11 protein-coding genes and 2 pseudogenes are annotated in these 14,521 nt (G+C 71.1%); 10 read left to right on the top strand and 3 right to left on the bottom strand.

Annotated elements, in window-relative coordinates; translation table 11 throughout:
* Nucleotides 1–331 precede the first annotated feature (331 nt).
* The 4 genes from BIV23_RS06100 to serA all read left to right on the top strand — a co-directional run bounded on the left by BIV23_RS06100 (nt 332) and on the right by serA (nt 5,747).
* The gene (locus BIV23_RS06100) at nt 332–2,179 is read left to right on the top strand and encodes an acetolactate synthase large subunit (protein WP_177239730.1); all 1,848 of its coding nucleotides are present in this window, start codon (nt 332–334) and stop codon (nt 2,177–2,179) included.
* Nucleotides 2,180–2,199: 20 nt separating this feature from the next.
* On the top strand, nt 2,200–2,724 hold the full coding sequence (ilvN, locus tag BIV23_RS06095; protein WP_071379685.1) for an acetolactate synthase small subunit: 525 nt from the start codon (nt 2,200–2,202) through the stop codon (nt 2,722–2,724).
* Nucleotides 2,725–2,888: 164 nt separating this feature from the next.
* Entirely contained in the window at nt 2,889–3,887 is a 999-nt protein-coding gene (gene ilvC / locus BIV23_RS06090; RefSeq protein ID WP_071379684.1) for a ketol-acid reductoisomerase, read from the top strand.
* Between the two features lie 270 nt (nt 3,888–4,157).
* Complete coding sequence (gene serA / locus BIV23_RS06085; RefSeq protein WP_071379683.1) at nt 4,158–5,747, top strand: phosphoglycerate dehydrogenase; 1,590 nt, start codon at nt 4,158–4,160, stop codon at nt 5,745–5,747.
* Nucleotides 5,748–5,808: 61 nt separating this feature from the next.
* Here the strand turns inward: serA and BIV23_RS06080 are convergent, their stop codons facing one another.
* Entirely contained in the window at nt 5,809–7,335 is a 1,527-nt protein-coding gene (locus BIV23_RS06080) for an MFS transporter (RefSeq protein WP_071379682.1), read from the bottom strand.
* A gap of 98 nt (nt 7,336–7,433) precedes the next feature.
* Here BIV23_RS06080 and BIV23_RS06075 point away from each other — a divergent pair, with 98 nt between their 5' ends.
* From BIV23_RS06075 to BIV23_RS53130, 3 genes and pseudogenes are all read left to right on the top strand, one after another.
* Entirely contained in the window at nt 7,434–8,021 is a 588-nt protein-coding gene (locus BIV23_RS06075) for a TetR/AcrR family transcriptional regulator (RefSeq protein ID WP_071379681.1), read from the top strand.
* 40 nt (nt 8,022–8,061) lie between these two features.
* Nucleotides 8,062–8,418 (top strand): annotated as a pseudogene (locus BIV23_RS45720) (FAD-dependent monooxygenase); the annotation flags it as partial.
* Between the two features lie 74 nt (nt 8,419–8,492).
* A pseudogene (locus BIV23_RS53130) lies at nt 8,493–8,558 on the top strand (hypothetical protein); the annotation flags it as partial.
* A 171-nt stretch (nt 8,559–8,729) separates the two neighbouring features.
* Here the strand turns inward: BIV23_RS53130 and BIV23_RS06070 are convergent.
* On the bottom strand, nt 8,730–10,037 hold the full coding sequence (locus BIV23_RS06070; protein ID WP_107471089.1) for a PucR family transcriptional regulator: 1,308 nt from the start codon (nt 10,035–10,037) through the stop codon (nt 8,730–8,732).
* Between the two features lie 164 nt (nt 10,038–10,201).
* On the opposite strand from BIV23_RS06070, the gene BIV23_RS06065 reads away from it, so the two are divergent.
* The 3 genes from BIV23_RS06065 to BIV23_RS06055 all read left to right on the top strand — a co-directional run bounded on the left by BIV23_RS06065 (nt 10,202) and on the right by BIV23_RS06055 (nt 13,428).
* Nucleotides 10,202–11,128, top strand: a complete 927-nt coding sequence (locus BIV23_RS06065) for a proline dehydrogenase family protein (protein WP_071379679.1) — start codon at nt 10,202–10,204, stop codon at nt 11,126–11,128.
* A gap of 39 nt (nt 11,129–11,167) precedes the next feature.
* Nucleotides 11,168–12,799: an L-glutamate gamma-semialdehyde dehydrogenase gene (pruA, locus tag BIV23_RS06060; RefSeq protein WP_071379678.1), complete on the top strand. Its 1,632-nt coding sequence runs from the start codon at nt 11,168–11,170 to the stop codon at nt 12,797–12,799.
* 89 nt (nt 12,800–12,888) lie between these two features.
* Complete coding sequence (locus tag BIV23_RS06055; RefSeq protein ID WP_071379677.1) at nt 12,889–13,428, top strand: GNAT family N-acetyltransferase; 540 nt, start codon at nt 12,889–12,891, stop codon at nt 13,426–13,428.
* 7 nt (nt 13,429–13,435) lie between these two features.
* Here BIV23_RS06055 and BIV23_RS06050 read toward each other — a convergent pair whose 3' ends face one another.
* A complete protein-coding gene (locus tag BIV23_RS06050) occupies nt 13,436–14,431 on the bottom strand; it encodes an NADP-dependent oxidoreductase (protein WP_071379676.1) in 996 nt (331 codons plus the stop codon).
* Between the last annotated feature and the right edge of the window lie 90 nt (nt 14,432–14,521).

Below are 14,521 nucleotides of genomic sequence, written 5' to 3'. Positions count from 1 at the left end.
GGGGGTGTACACAGAAGGTGTTCCCGCTGTCTTCGGAGGCGGCAGTGCCCTTCGCTCACATTCTGAGACTCCCGTCCCACCCACTTGACACGTGGTGCGCGTCAGAGGGAGGGTCAGTGCCATGCGCACCCGAATTCTCGTACTTGGCAAGCGCGTCGGCTGAGCTGGGACCCACCGGAGGACGATCCGGAATCCCCAGCGACCGCACCGGCGCGCTCCCCTCGCTTGCCTTACGGCACGAGGGGTTTTTTGTTGCACGAGCACCGATCGTGTGGCACTTGAACTCCGTACAAACCTCGCAAAAACCCTCAGCATCGAGAAGAGAATGCCGATGACCGAGCAGGCCACCGGGGCCCATCCGCAGCCGCGGCCCCGATCCGGAGGACAGCAGTCCGCCCCCGTCGAGCACGTCACGGGTGCGCAGTCCCTCATCCGCTCCCTCGAGGAGGTCGGCGCGGACACGGTATTCGGCATTCCCGGCGGCGCGATCCTGCCGGCGTACGACCCGCTGATGGACTCCACCCGGGTGCGTCACGTCCTGGTCCGGCACGAGCAGGGCGCCGGACACGCGGCCACCGGTTATGCGCAGGCCACCGGCAAGGTCGGCGTCTGCATGGCGACGAGCGGCCCCGGCGCCACCAACCTGGTCACGCCGATCGCCGACGCCCACATGGACTCCGTCCCGATGGTCGCGATCACCGGCCAGGTCGCCTCCAAGGCGATCGGCACGGACGCTTTCCAGGAGGCGGACATCGTCGGCATCACCATGCCGATCACCAAGCACAACTTCCTCGTCACCAAGGCGGAGGACATCCCGCGGATCATCGCGCAGGCGTTCCACATCGCCTCCACCGGCCGCCCGGGCCCGGTCCTCGTCGACATCGCCAAGGACGCCCTGCAGGCGAAGACCACCTTCACCTGGCCGCCCGTCATGGACCTGCCCGGCTACCGCCCGGTGACCAAGCCGCACGCCAAGCAGATCCGCGAGGCCGCCAAGCTGATCACCGCCGCCAAGCGGCCCGTCCTCTACGTCGGCGGCGGCGTCATCAAGGCGCAGGCCACCGCGGAGCTGAAGGTCCTCGCCGAACTCACCGGAGCGCCCGTCACCACCACCCTGATGGCGCTCGGCGCGTTCCCCGACAGCCACCCGCTGCACGTGGGAATGCCGGGCATGCACGGTGCGGTCACCGCCGTCACCGCGCTGCAGAAGGCCGACCTGATCGTCGCCCTCGGCGCCCGCTTCGACGACCGCGTCACCGGCAAGCTGGACAGCTTCGCCCCGTACGCCAAGATCGTCCACGCCGACATCGACCCGGCCGAGATCGGCAAGAACCGCGCCGCCGACGTGCCGATCGTCGGTGACGCCCGCGAGGTCATCGCCGACCTGGTCCAGGCCGTGCAGAAGGAGCACAGCGAGGGCCACCAGGGCGACTACACCGCCTGGTGGAGCGACCTCAACCGCTGGCGCGAGACCTACCCGCTCGGCTACGACCTGCCCGAGGACGGCTCGCTCTCCCCGCAGCAGGTCATCGAGCGCGTCGGCCGGCTCGCCCCCGAGGGCACGATCTTCGCCGCGGGTGTCGGCCAGCACCAGATGTGGTCCGCGCACTTCATCCAGTACGACCGGCCCGCCACCTGGCTGAACTCCGGCGGCGCCGGAACGATGGGCTACGCGGTCCCGGCCGCGATGGGCGCCAAGGCCGGACAGCCGGACCGTACGGTCTGGGCGATCGACGGCGACGGCTGCTTCCAGATGACCAACCAGGAACTGACCACCTGCGCGCTGAACAACATCCCGATCAAGGTCGCCATCATCAACAACGGCGCCCTCGGCATGGTCCGCCAGTGGCAGACCCTGTTCTACAACCAGCGCTACTCCAACACCGTCCTGCACAGCGGCCCGGACGACGTCAACCCGGAGGCCCGGGGCACCCGCGTCCCGGACTTCGTGAAGCTGTCCGAGGCGATGGGCTGCGTGGGCCTGCGCTGCGAGCGCCCCGAGGACCTGGACAAGGTCATCGAGGAGGCGAACTCGATCAACGACCGTCCGGTCGTCATCGACTTCATCGTCCACGAGGACGCGATGGTCTGGCCGATGGTCGCCGCCGGCACCTCCAACGACGAGATCATGGCCGCCCGGGACGTCCGCCCCGACTTCGGCGACAACGAAGACGACTGAGCGAGAGAGACGAACGAGAAATGTCCAAGCACACGCTCTCCGTCCTGGTGGAGAACACGCCGGGCATCCTGGCCCGCATCGCCGCCCTGTTCTCCCGCCGCGGCTTCAACATCGACTCGCTCGCGGTCGGCGTCACCGAGCACCCCGACATCTCCCGCATCACCATCGTGGTGGGCGTCGAGGAACTGCCGCTGGAGCAGGTGACCAAGCAGCTCAACAAGCTCGTCAACGTGCTGAAGATCGTCGAGCTGGAGCCCGGCCAGGCCGTTCAGCGCGAACTCGTCCTGGTGAAGGTCCGCGCCGACAACGAGACCCGCTCCCAGATCGTGGAGATCGTCCAGCTGTTCCGCGCCAAGACCGTCGACGTCTCCCCGGAGGCCGTCACCATCGAGGCCACCGGGTCCGGCGAGAAGCTGTCCGCCATGCTCAAGATGCTGGAGCCGTTCGGCATCAAGGAGCTGGTGCAGTCCGGCACGATCGCGATCGGCCGCGGCGCCCGCTCGATCACGGACCGCTCGCTGCGCGCTCTGGACCGATCCGCGTAACGCTGGAACCCGGCGGGAGCACCGCTGGACCGCACCGCTGGAACACGGCTGGAAAAGGGCGGCCGCGACACGTCGGCCGCCCGCATGCCGAGACCCAGGACCTTCCCCTCCCCCCACCGCATACGGTGGGACGCACAACCTGAACACCAAGGAGAGAACCCAAAGTGGCCGAGCTGTTCTACGACGCTGACGCCGACCTGTCCATCATCCAGGGCCGCAAGGTCGCGGTCATCGGCTACGGCAGCCAGGGCCACGCCCACGCGCTGTCGCTGCGCGACTCCGGTGTCGACGTGCGTGTCGGTCTGCACGAGGGCTCCAAGTCCAAGGCCAAGGCCGAGGAGCAGGGCCTGCGTGTGGTGACCCCCGCGGAGGCCGCTGCCGAGGCCGACGTCATCATGATCCTCGTCCCGGACCCGATCCAGGCCCAGGTCTACGAGAAGGACATCGCCCCGAACCTGAAGGACGGCGACGCCCTCTTCTTCGGCCACGGCCTGAACATCCGCTACGGCTTCATCAAGCCCCCGGCCGGCGTGGACGTCTGCATGGTCGCCCCCAAGGGCCCGGGTCACCTGGTGCGCCGTCAGTACGAGGAGGGCCGCGGCGTTCCGTGCATCGTGGCCGTCGAGCAGGACGCCTCCGGCAACGGCTTCGCGCTGGCCCTGTCGTACGCCAAGGGCATCGGCGGCACCCGCGCCGGCGTCATCAAGACGACCTTCACCGAGGAGACCGAGACCGACCTGTTCGGCGAGCAGGCCGTCCTGTGCGGTGGTACGGCCGCGCTGGTGAAGGCGGGCTTCGAGACCCTGGTCGAGGCCGGCTACCAGCCGGAGATCGCCTACTTCGAGTGCCTGCACGAGCTGAAGCTGATCGTGGACCTCATGTACGAGGGCGGCCTGGAGAAGATGCGCTGGTCGGTCTCCGAGACCGCCGAGTGGGGCGACTACGTCACCGGCCCGCGGATCATCACCGACGCCACCAAGGCCGAGATGAAGCAGGTCCTCGCCGAGATCCAGGACGGCACCTTCGCCAAGAACTGGATGGACGAGTACCACGGCGGTCTGAAGAAGTACAACGAGTACAAGAAGCAGGACTCCGAGCACCTGCTGGAGACCACCGGCAAGCAGCTGCGCAAGCTGATGAGCTGGGTGAACGAGGAGGCGTAAGCCTCGTGTCAGGGGGTCGGGGCATGCTGCTCCGGCCCCCTGCGTTTCTCTGTTGTCCACCCCGTCCAGCCCCGGACGGGTGATCCTTCCGCAGCGGCGCACAACGCCCTCAGCGGCGCCACTAGACTGCTGCACAACACGCGTCAGGCCCACAGCGTCGTGCGTCTTCCGCGGCTAAGCGACCCCGGAAATTCCCCGGCGCCGCTCCCCTCCTCCGCCTGCGGCCGTCGGGACGGCCGTCCGCATGCCTTGGACTTGTGAGGACCTCACGTGAGCTCGAAACCCGTCGTACTCATCGCTGAAGAGCTGTCGCCCGCGACCGTGGACGCACTCGGCCCGGACTTCGAGATCCGGCACGCCAACGGAGCAGACCGAGCCGAACTGCTCCCGGCCATCGCCGACGTCGACGCGATCCTGATCCGCTCCGCCACCAAGGTCGACGCCGAGGCCATCGCCGCGGCGAAGAAGCTCAAGGTCGTCGCCCGCGCCGGCGTCGGCCTCGACAACGTCGACGTCTCCGCCGCCACGAAGGCCGGCGTGATGGTCGTCAACGCCCCGACCTCCAACATCGTGACCGCCGCCGAGCTGGCCTGCGGTCTCCTTGTCGCCACCGCCCGCCACATCCCGCAGGCCAACGCCGCGCTGAAGAACGGCGAGTGGAAGCGCAGCAAGTACACGGGTGTCGAGCTGGCCGAGAAGACTCTCGGTGTCGTCGGCCTCGGCCGCATCGGTGCCCTGGTCGCCCAGCGCATGTCCGCCTTCGGCATGAAGGTCGTCGCCTACGACCCCTACATCCAGCCCGCCCGCGCCGCCCAGATGGGCGTCAAGGTGCTCTCCCTGGACGAGTTGCTGGAGGTCTCCGACTTCATCACCGTCCACCTGCCCAAGACCCCCGAGACGCTCGGCCTGATCGGCGACGAGGCGCTGCGCAAGGTCAAGCCGAACGTGCGCATCGTCAACGCCGCGCGCGGCGGCATCGTCGACGAGGCGGCGCTGTACGCGGCGCTGAAGGAGGGCCGGGTCGCCGGCGCCGGCCTCGACGTGTACGCGAAGGAGCCCTGCACCGACTCCCCGCTCTTCGAGCTGGACCAGGTCGTGTGCACCCCGCACCTCGGCGCGTCCACCGACGAGGCCCAGGAGAAGGCGGGCATCGCGGTCGCCAGGTCGGTGCGCCTCGCGCTCGCCGGTGAGCTGGTCCCGGACGCGGTGAACGTCCAGGGCGGTGTCATCGCCGAGGACGTCAAGCCGGGTCTGCCGCTCGCCGAGCGCCTCGGCCGCATCTTCACCGCGCTGGCCGGCGAGGTCGCGCACCGCCTCGACGTCGAGGTCTACGGCGAGATCACCCAGCACGACGTGAAGGTGCTGGAGCTGTCCGCGCTCAAGGGCGTCTTCGAGGACGTCGTCGCCGAGACGGTGTCGTACGTCAACGCCCCGCTGTTCGCGCAGGAGCGCGGTGTCGAGGTCCGGCTGACCACCAGCTCCGAGTCGAACGAGCACCGCAACGTCGTCACCGTGCGCGGCACCCTCGCGAGCGGCGAGGAGGTCGCGGTCTCCGGCACGCTGGCCGGCCCGAAGCACGTGCAGAAGATCGTCGCGGTCGGGGACTACGACGTCGACCTCGCGCTCGCCGACCACATGGTCGTCCTGCGCTACGAGGACCGTCCCGGTGTCGTCGGCACCGTCGGCCGCATCCTCGGCGAGGCGGGCATCAACATCGGCGGCATGCAGGTCGCGCGCGCCGCGGTGGGCGGCGAGGCGCTGGCCGTGCTGACCGTGGACGACACGGTGGCGGCCTCGGTGCTCGCCGAGGTCGCGTCGGAGATCGGGGCGACCTCCGCCCGCTCCGTGAACCTCGTCTGAGACGCGCACGACAACGCCGGGCGGGCTGACGAGAGTCGGCCCGCCCGGCGTTTTTCCCGCCCTACTGCTCGTCCCCGGCCTCGATCCCGCGCAGGGTCAGCGCCGCACCCACCGCCGCCGCCACGAGGATCACCGCGCCGGCGAGCGCCGCGCCCCGCATCCCGCTGGTGAACGCCTCCCGGGCCGTGGCGAGCAGGGACTCACCGGCCCGGCCGGGCAGCCGGGCGGCCGTGGCGAGGGCGCCGCCCAGGGTCTCGCGGGCCTCGGCGGGGGCCGCCGAGGGCATCTCGTGGCGGTAGAGCGCCGTACCGATCGAGCCGAGCACCGCCATGCCGAGGGCGCCGCCGAACTCGGTGCCGGTCTCCAGCAGTGAGGAGGCCGTGCCCGCCCGCTCCACCGGGGCGCCGCTCATGGCCAGGTCCACCAGCTGGGACGAGATCGCGACCATCCCGCAGGCGAGGACACCGGCTCCGGCCAGCACCAGCCACAGCGAGTCGGTGCCGAGCAGGGTGAGCATCGCGTACCCGGCCGCCATGGCGGCGAAGCCGCCGGCGACGACGTACGCCCGGTTGACCCCCCGCTGGACGAGCAGCGCGGTGAGCGGACCGGCGACGCCGATGAACACCGAGGGCAGCAGGCTCCACAGTGCCGCCGACAGCGGGCTCTTGCCGAGCACCGACTGCAGGTACTGCGTGGTGAAGATGGCCGAGCCCATCATGCCGAGCGCGGCGACGAGGTTCAGGACCAGCGCCGGGGCGAAGCCGTGGCCCTTCAGCAGGGCCGGCGGGATCAGCGGCGAGGCCGCGGTGCGCTGGCGCCGGACGAACAGGGCCGCGAAGAGCAGGCCGACGGCGATCGAGACGACGTAGAGCGGGTGCCAGCCCTCGGAGGGGATCTCCTTCAGGCCGTAGATCACGGGAAGCACGGCTGCCATCGACAGCGGGACGCTCGGCCAGTCGAAGCGGCCCGGGTCCGGGTCCTTCGACTCCGGCAGCAGCACCGGGCCGAGGAGCAGCAGCAGGGCCATCGCAGGCAGGTTGACCAGGAAGACCGAGCCCCACCAGAAGTGTTCGACGAGGATGCCGCTCATCACCGAGCCGAGCGCGATCCCGCCGGTCATCACGCCGGACCACAGCCCGATCGCCTTCGCCCGCTGGGCCGGGTCGGTGAACATGGTGCGAAGCAGCGCCATCGTGGACGGCATCAGGGTCGCGCCGCCGATGCCGAGGATCGCGCGGGCCGCGATCAGGGTGCCGGCGCTGGTCGCGTAGGCCGCGAGGAGCGAGGCCCCGCCGAAGGCGACCGCCCCGGTGAGGAGCAGCCTGCGGCGGCCGATGCGGTCGCCGAGCGAGCCCATCGTCATCAGCAGGCCGGCCAGGACGAAGGCGTAGATGTCGTAGATCCACAGCTGCTGGGTGCCGCTCGGGCGGAGGTCCGCGCTGATCGCGGGCGTCGCGAAGTACAGGACGGAGACGTCCATCGAGACCAGCAGCAGCGGCAGCATCAGCACGCCGAGGGCGGTCCACTCACGGCGTCCGGCGCGGGGGCCCGCCGCGACAGGGGCGGTCGTGCTCGTCGAGTTCGTCATGCCGAGGAATATACGGACGTCTTAAACGCTTGTCTAGAACGAATGTATAAGTCGCACGTCTAGGACGGTTGTATGGATCGCGGGGTAGGGTGACGGGCATGGGACACCGTGAGGATCTGCTCGAAGGCGCCAAGCGCTGCCTGCTGGAGAAGGGGTTCGCGCGCACCACCGCGCGCGACATCGTCAAGGCCTCGGGGACCAACCTGGCCTCCATCGGCTACCACTACGGTTCGAAGGACGCGCTCCTCGCGCAGGCCTACATCGCGATCGTGGAGAACATGTCCGACGCCTTCGACGGGGGCGACGGCGCCGCGATCGAGGGCGCCCCCGGCTCGCTGGAGCGCTTCCGCAACGTGTGGTCCGGCATCGTCGCCACCATGCGGGAGCCGGACTCGATCTGGCGCCTGAGCATGGAGGTCATGACCATCGACATGCCCGAGGTGCGCGAACACCTGGCCCGCGCGCAGCGCGAGGGCGGGCGCGGGCTCGTCTCCCTGCTCCAGGGCGTGCCGGAGGAGGAGGTCTCCGACGAGACGGCCGACACCCTCGGCCGCTTCTACATGACGCTGATGACCGGGCTCATCGCGCAGTGGACGTTCGACCCGAAGACCGCCCCGGACGGCGACGCGCTCACCGAGGGCCTGCGGCAGATCGTCGCGTCCGTCCCGGCCGCCGAGGCGGGCTGAGCGGATCGCGGCCGGCCGCGATCCGGGGGAGACCGGCCTCATGCGGGACGCCGGGGTCCCGGTACTGATCATCGGCTGCGGCCGGGTCGGGCTCATCGCGCGGGCGCTGCCGGACCGCTGGGGCGTGCCCTGCCTGCCCGTCGAGCGGCACCACGAGCTGTCGCCGTTTCCCCGCTCCCGGCTGGTCGACGTGCGCTCGATGGAGATCTTCCGACGCCTCGGCCCCGCCGCCCGGATCGCAGACCGGGCCTTCGCGCCGCGCCACGGCCGGATCCGCTGCCACGACACCCCGGGCGGCGGCGACTTCGCCCCGGCGGCGATGGCCGGGGTGCGCGCTCCGGTACCGGAGCGCCCCGCGCTCGGCGTGGTCACCTCCCAGGACCGGCTGGAGCCGGTACTGCTCGCCGCGGCGGCCGCGCCGGTGCGGTCCGGAGTCGAACTCGTGGCTCTGGCCGAGGAGTCCGGGGCGCCGTGGCGCGGCTCGCCGACCGCCGCACCGGTGCCGAGTCCCGGCTCCGGGCCCGTTACGTCCTCGCCGCCGACGGCGCCCGCTCCACCGTCCGGGACCTGCTCGGCGTCGGCACCACCGGGCCGGGTGCGAACTCGGCCCGCACGGCGCCCTGTTGGTCCGGCCGGACGGACACGCCGCCGCTCAGCGGCCGGACCGGCCGCAGGCCCCCGCCACCCTCGCCGAGGTGCTCGGCGGGCTCACAGGCGGGTCCGTTTGAGTGTCATGTGGAGCAGCAGCCGGTCCTCGCCGTCGTCCAGGTCGAGGCCCGTCAGCTGTTCCACCCGGGACAGGCGGTAGTACAGCGTCTGCCGGTGGATGCCCAGCTCCGCCGCCGCACGGCCGGCCTGGCCCGCGCAGTCGAGGTAGACCTCGGCGGTGCGGGCCAGCTCCCGGTGGACGGGGGAGAGCAGCGGGCCGACCACGGGATCGTGCGCGGCCTCCGGTGGCAGCGCCGTCAGCAGCCGGTACGGCCCGATGGCCGACCACTGCGCGACCGGCCCGAACCGCGGCTCGGCCAGCGCGGCCCGTGCGGCGGCGGTGGCCTCCTCCCACATCGTGCCCAGCTCGCCGAGGCCGGCCCGGGGCTCGCCGACCCCGGCCGCGTATCCGGCGCCCGGTACGGCCCGGGCCGCCCCCTCCAGACCGGCCGCGGCCACCGCGGCCACCCGGGCCCCGGCCCCGCGGGCCGCGCCGCCCGCCGCGCCGCGCGCGCTCCCGGCCTCCTCCAGCAGCCGCGCGGCGGCCGCCAGCGCCGGCGCGCTCACCTCCGTGGTGCGCAGCCGGACCAGCAGCGCGAGAGACTGCCCGGCCGCGCCCCAGGGCAGGGTGCACAGGGCGAGGGCGTGCGGGATCGTCCGGGCGGCCGGGGCGTCGTCCGGGTCGGCCGAGGGCCAGGGGGCGACACAGATCAGGGCGTGCGGGCCGTCGGCGCGCGGGCCGAGGGCGGTGCGCAGTTCGGCCACCGCCATGTCCTGCTGCCAGCCGCGCTCCGCGCCGAGCACCGCCCGCAGCTCCCGGCTCAGCCCGGCCCCGGCCGCCGCCTCGTCCGCGAGCAGTGCGCCGATCCGGCCGGCCACCGCCATCGCGGCGGCCAGTTGGGCGTCCGTCGGGCCAGGGTCGCCGTCCAGCAGCCAGACGTAGCCGAGGACGACACCCCGATGGCGGACCGGGAGACAGATCCGGCCGCGGTAGACCCCCGCCTCCGTGCTCGCCGGGATCCGCACCGGCCCGGTCGCGCGGGTGATGCCGAAGCCCTCGAACCAGGAGCGGACCGTCGTCGTGGAACGCCGGGTCAGGATCGAGCGGGTGCGCACCGGGTCCAGCGCGGACGGGTCCAGCTCGTCGTCGCTGTCGTACGCGCCGAAGGCGATCAGCTCGAAGTCGCGGTTCTCCAGGGTCGCCGGGACGCCCAGCAGCTCCGAGATCTCGTCCACGAGCTCCTGGTAGTCGCCCTTGAAGGCCTTGAAACCCTTGAAATCCGCCGCCACTCGGGCATTCTCCCTCATTTTCCGGTGGTCTTCATACATCTGTCTGAGATCCGGTGCACGGATGCGTGACAGCTGTCGATGGCCCACGATCGGAGAGATCCTTAGGTTTCACGGTGGTTCTCCGTGCCGTACCCGAATCGTCGGGAGACGGCCCATTTGATGCTTGTCTGTGGAGGTGCCCCGTGCTGGGTCCCGTGATTCTCGCCGCGTCGCGCAGCGACCGGATGCGACGCCTGATCTCGGCGGCCCCGGTGACCAAGCAGGTCGTCGACCGCTTCATCCCGGGCGAGACCGTCGACGACATCGTCCCGATCATCAAGGACCTCACGGCCAAGGGCCTGGAGCTGACGATGGACGTCGTCGGCGAGGACATCACCACCCCGGAGCAGGCCGCCGCCGCCCGCGACGCCTACCTCGCGCTGATCGACCACCTCAAGGAGCTGGAGCTCGGCGAGCGGGTGGAGATGTCGGTGAAGCTGTCCATGTTCGGCCAGGCGCTGCCCGGCGGGCACGAGCTGGCCCTCGCCAACGTCCGACCGGTCGTCGAGGCCGCCGCCGCGATCGGTACGACCGTGACGCTGGACGCCGAGGACCACACCACCCTCGACTCGATGTTCGCGATCCACGAGGAGCTGCGGAAGGACTTCCCGCAGACCGGCTGCGTCATCCAGGCCTACCTCTTCCGCACCGAGGCCGACGCCCGCCGCCTCGCCGCCGCCGGCAGCCGCGTCCGCCTCGTCAAGGGCGCCTACAAGGAGCCCGCCGAGGTCGCCTACCAGCAGAAGCACGAGATCGACAAGGCGTACGTCCGGGTCCTGCGCATCCTCATGGACGGCGAGGGGTACCCGATGATCGGGTCCCACGACCCGCGCCTGATCGCCATCGCCCAGGAGCTGGCCCACCAGGCCGGCCGCAAGCCGAACGAGTACGAGTTCCAGATGCTGTACGGCATCCGCGGCGACGAGCACCTGCGACTGGCCGCCGAGGGTCACCGCATGCGCGTCTACACGGCCTACGGCACCGACTGGTACGGCTACTTCATGCGCCGTCTCGCGGAGAAGCCGGCGAACCTGCGCTTCTTCCTTCGCTCGATGGTCAGCAAGGGCTGAACCCGAACACCCGCTCACGATCAAGGAGTCAAGGATCTCATGGACGCTGTGACCCAGGTCCCCGCCCCCGTCAACGAGCCGGTGCACGGCTACGCCCCCGGCTCGCCCGAGCGCGCCCGGCTGGAGGCCAAGCTCAAGGAGCTGGCCGAGAACCCGATCGACCTGACGATGACCATCGGCGGCGAGAGGCGGATGGGCGGCGGCGAGCCGTTCCAGGTGGTCCAGCCGCACCATCACAAGGCCGTCATCGGCACCGGTCACCACGCCACGCAGCAGGACGCGCAGGACGCGATCGACGCGGCCCTGGCCGCCGCGCCGGCCTGGCGCGCGATGTCCTTCGACGACCGCGCCGCGATCATCCTGCGCGCCGCTGAACTCCTCGCCGGTCCCTGGCGCGAGACCATCGCCGCCTCGACGATGCTCGGCCAGTCGAAGACCGCCCAGCAGGCGGAGATCGACACCCCCTGTGAGCTGGTCGACTTCTGGCGCTTCAACGTCCACTACGCCCGCCAGATCCTCGCCGAGCAGCCCCCGGCGAACTCCCCGGGCGTCTGGAACCGTATGGACCACCGCCCGTTGGAGGGCTTCGTCTACGCGATCACGCCGTTCAACTTCTCGGCGATCGCGGGCAACCTGCCCACCGCCCCGGCCCTCATGGGCAACGTCGTCGTCTGGAAGCCGTCCCCGACCCAGACCCACGCCGCCGTCCTGCTGATGCGGCTGCTGGAGGAGGCGGGTCTCCCCAAGGGCGTCATCAACCTCGTCACCGGCGACGGCATCGAGGTCTCCAAGGTCGCCCTGGAGCACCGGGACCTCGCGGGTATCCACTTCACCGGTTCGACCAAGACCTTCCAGTACCTGTGGAAGACGGTCGGCAACAACATCGAGAAGTACCGCTCCTACCCGCGTCTGGTCGGCGAGACCGGCGGCAAGGACTTCCTGGTCGCCCACCCGAGCGCCGACCGCGCCGTGCTGAAGACCGCGCTGACCCGCGGTGCCTTCGAGTACCAGGGCCAGAAGTGCTCCGCGACCTCCCGCGCCTACATCCCGGCCTCCATCTGGAACTCGGGCTTCAAGGAGGAGTTCGCCGCCGAGGTCGACTACCTCACCATGGGTGACGTCACCGACCTGTCGAACTTCATCGGCGCCGTGATCGACGACCGCGCCTTCGCCAAGAACAAGGCCGCGATCGACCGTGCCGCGTCCGACCCGACCTGCGAGATCGTCGCGGGCGGCAGCTACGACGACTCGGTCGGCTACTTCGTCCGCCCGACGGTCGTCGTCTCCACCGACCCCGAGAACGAGATCTTCCGCACCGAGTACTTCGGCCCGTTCCTCGGCGTCTACGTCTACGAGGACGACCAGTACGACGCGATGCTGGAGCAGATGGAGTCGGTCTCCGACTACGCCCTGACCGGCTCGGTCATCTCCAACGACCGCGCGGCGGCCGCGTACACGATGGAGAAACTCCGCTACGCCGCGGGCAACTTCTACATCAACGACAAGTCGACCGGCGCCGTCGTCGGCCAGCAGCCCTTCGGTGGCGGCCGTGCCTCCGGCACCAACGACAAGGCCGGCGCCCCGCAGAACCTGATGCGCTGGACCCTGACCCGCGCCATCAAGGAGACGCTGGTCGCGCCGACCGACTACGCGTACCCGCACATGGGCTGAGCCTCGTCCACCCCGAGCGACGGGCCGGGAAGCCTGCCACCGAGCAGGCTTCCCGGCCCGTTTCCACCTCCGCCGGGGACACTGGAGTCATGACCGTCCGACTGCGTCTCGCGCACACCGCCGATCTCGAGCCCCGCGAACTCCGCGCCGCCCGCGCCCTGCTGGACGCGGCGTTCGACGGGGGATTCTCCGACGAGGACTGGGACCACGGGCTCGGCGGCCTGCATGTGCTGGTCCACGACGACGCCGGGCTCGCCGCCCACGGCTCGGTCGTACAGCGGCGCGTCCGGCACCGGGAGCGCTGGCTGCGCACCGGATACGTCGAGGCCGTCGCCGTACGTCCGGATGCCCGGCGCAGGGGGCTCGGCGGACGGGTGCTGGGGGAGCTGGAGCGGGTGATCGAGCGGGCCTACGACCTCGGAGCGCTCTCGGCGAGCCCGGCGGGGGCCCTGCTCTACACCGCCCGGGGCTGGCGGCGGTGGGACGGGCAGGTGCACGGTCTGTCCCCGGACGGGATCGTACGGCTGCCGCAGGAGGAAGGGGGCATCTACGTGTGGCCCGCGCTCGCCGGGGCGCTCCGGTCGGACCGGGAGTTCGTCCTCGACTGGCGCGACGGGGACGTCGCCTGACGGTGCGTCAACTATGCGCGCGGACCAGGATCTTGCCCGTGTTGCCGCCGCGCAGCATCAGCAGGAACGCCTCCACGATCCGCTCGAACCCGTCGACCACCGTCTCGTCCGCCGTCAGTGCCCCGCTGCGCAGATGCGGCACGGCGAAGTCGTACAGCTCGTCCTGCGCGTCCCGGTGGTCGCTCACCAGGAAGCCCTCGATGCGCAGGCGCTTCTCCACGACGTCCGCGTGGTTGAAGACGACCGGCGGGGCGTCCGGGGTGTTGTACTGGCTGATCGTGCCGATCCGCGCCACCCGGCCCCGCTCGCGCAGCGCGCCGATCGCCGCGCCCAGGTGCTCGCCGCCGACGTTGTCCACGAACAGGTCGATGCCGGTGGGGGCGGCCGAGGCCAGCAGGTCGGCCACCGGGGCCGCGCGGTAGTCGAAGGCCGCGTCGTAACCCACCTGTTCCGTCAGGTACGCGACTTTCTCCGGGCCGCCCGCGCTGCCGATCACCCGGCGCGCGCCGAGCAGCCGGGCGAAGCGGCCGGCCGCCGTGCCCACCCCGCCCGCGGCCCCGGAGACCAACACGTCCTCGCCCTCCCGCAGCCGGGCGATCCGGGTCAGGGCGACGTACGCCGTCAGGCCCGTGCCGCCCAGCACGCTCAGATACGCCGTCAGCGGCACGCCCGCGTGATGGGGCAGGCGCCGCACCTCCTCGGGGCGGACCACGGCGTGGGTGCGCCAGCCCTGCCGGTGGAAGACGATCTCGCCCTCGGGCAGTTCCGGCGTCCGCGAGGCGACGACCCGGCCCAGGGTGCGGCCCTCCAGCGGGGCGTGCAACGCGAAGTCCCCGTCCATCATTTCGCGGTGGTACGGGTCCACGGACCACAGCACGTTCTCCACCAGGGCGGTGCCGGGGGCCGGTTCGGGCACCGGGGACTCGGCGAAGCGGAAGTGGTCCGGGGTGGGGAAGCCGGTGGGGCGGGCGGTCTGCTGCACGGTGAGCGCGATCTCGGTCATGGCAGGGGACGCTAGGCAGGAATGCGGGGCCCGGGCAGCGGGTTGGGTTCATGGAACGCGCCGATCCATGAATCGTTCTCATAGCCGCAG

Origin of the sequence: Streptomyces monashensis, from assembly GCF_001866665.1 — a bacterium.
Classification (GTDB): Bacteria; Actinomycetota; Actinomycetes; order Streptomycetales; family Streptomycetaceae; genus Streptomyces; species Streptomyces monashensis.
This window is presented reverse-complemented; position numbering and strand designations above follow the sequence as displayed.

Bases quoted from the DNA above. Each gene is read 5' to 3' on its own strand.
- BIV23_RS06100 (WP_177239730.1), top strand. From the start codon at position 332: ATGACCGAGCAGGCCACCGGGGCCCATCCGCAGCCGCGGCCCCGATCC.
- ilvN (WP_071379685.1), top strand. From the start codon at position 2,200: ATGTCCAAGCACACGCTCTCCGTCCTGGTGGAGAACACGCCGGGCATC.
- BIV23_RS06080 (WP_071379682.1), bottom strand. From the start codon at position 7,335: ATGACGAACTCGACGAGCACGACCGCCCCTGTCGCGGCGGGCCCCCGC.
- BIV23_RS06075 (WP_071379681.1), top strand. From the start codon at position 7,434: ATGGGACACCGTGAGGATCTGCTCGAAGGCGCCAAGCGCTGCCTGCTG.
- BIV23_RS06070 (WP_107471089.1), bottom strand. From the start codon at position 10,037: ATGAGGGAGAATGCCCGAGTGGCGGCGGATTTCAAGGGTTTCAAGGCC.
- pruA (WP_071379678.1), top strand. From the start codon at position 11,168: ATGGACGCTGTGACCCAGGTCCCCGCCCCCGTCAACGAGCCGGTGCAC.
- BIV23_RS06055 (WP_071379677.1), top strand. From the start codon at position 12,889: ATGACCGTCCGACTGCGTCTCGCGCACACCGCCGATCTCGAGCCCCGC.
- BIV23_RS06050 (WP_071379676.1), bottom strand. From the start codon at position 14,431: ATGACCGAGATCGCGCTCACCGTGCAGCAGACCGCCCGCCCCACCGGC.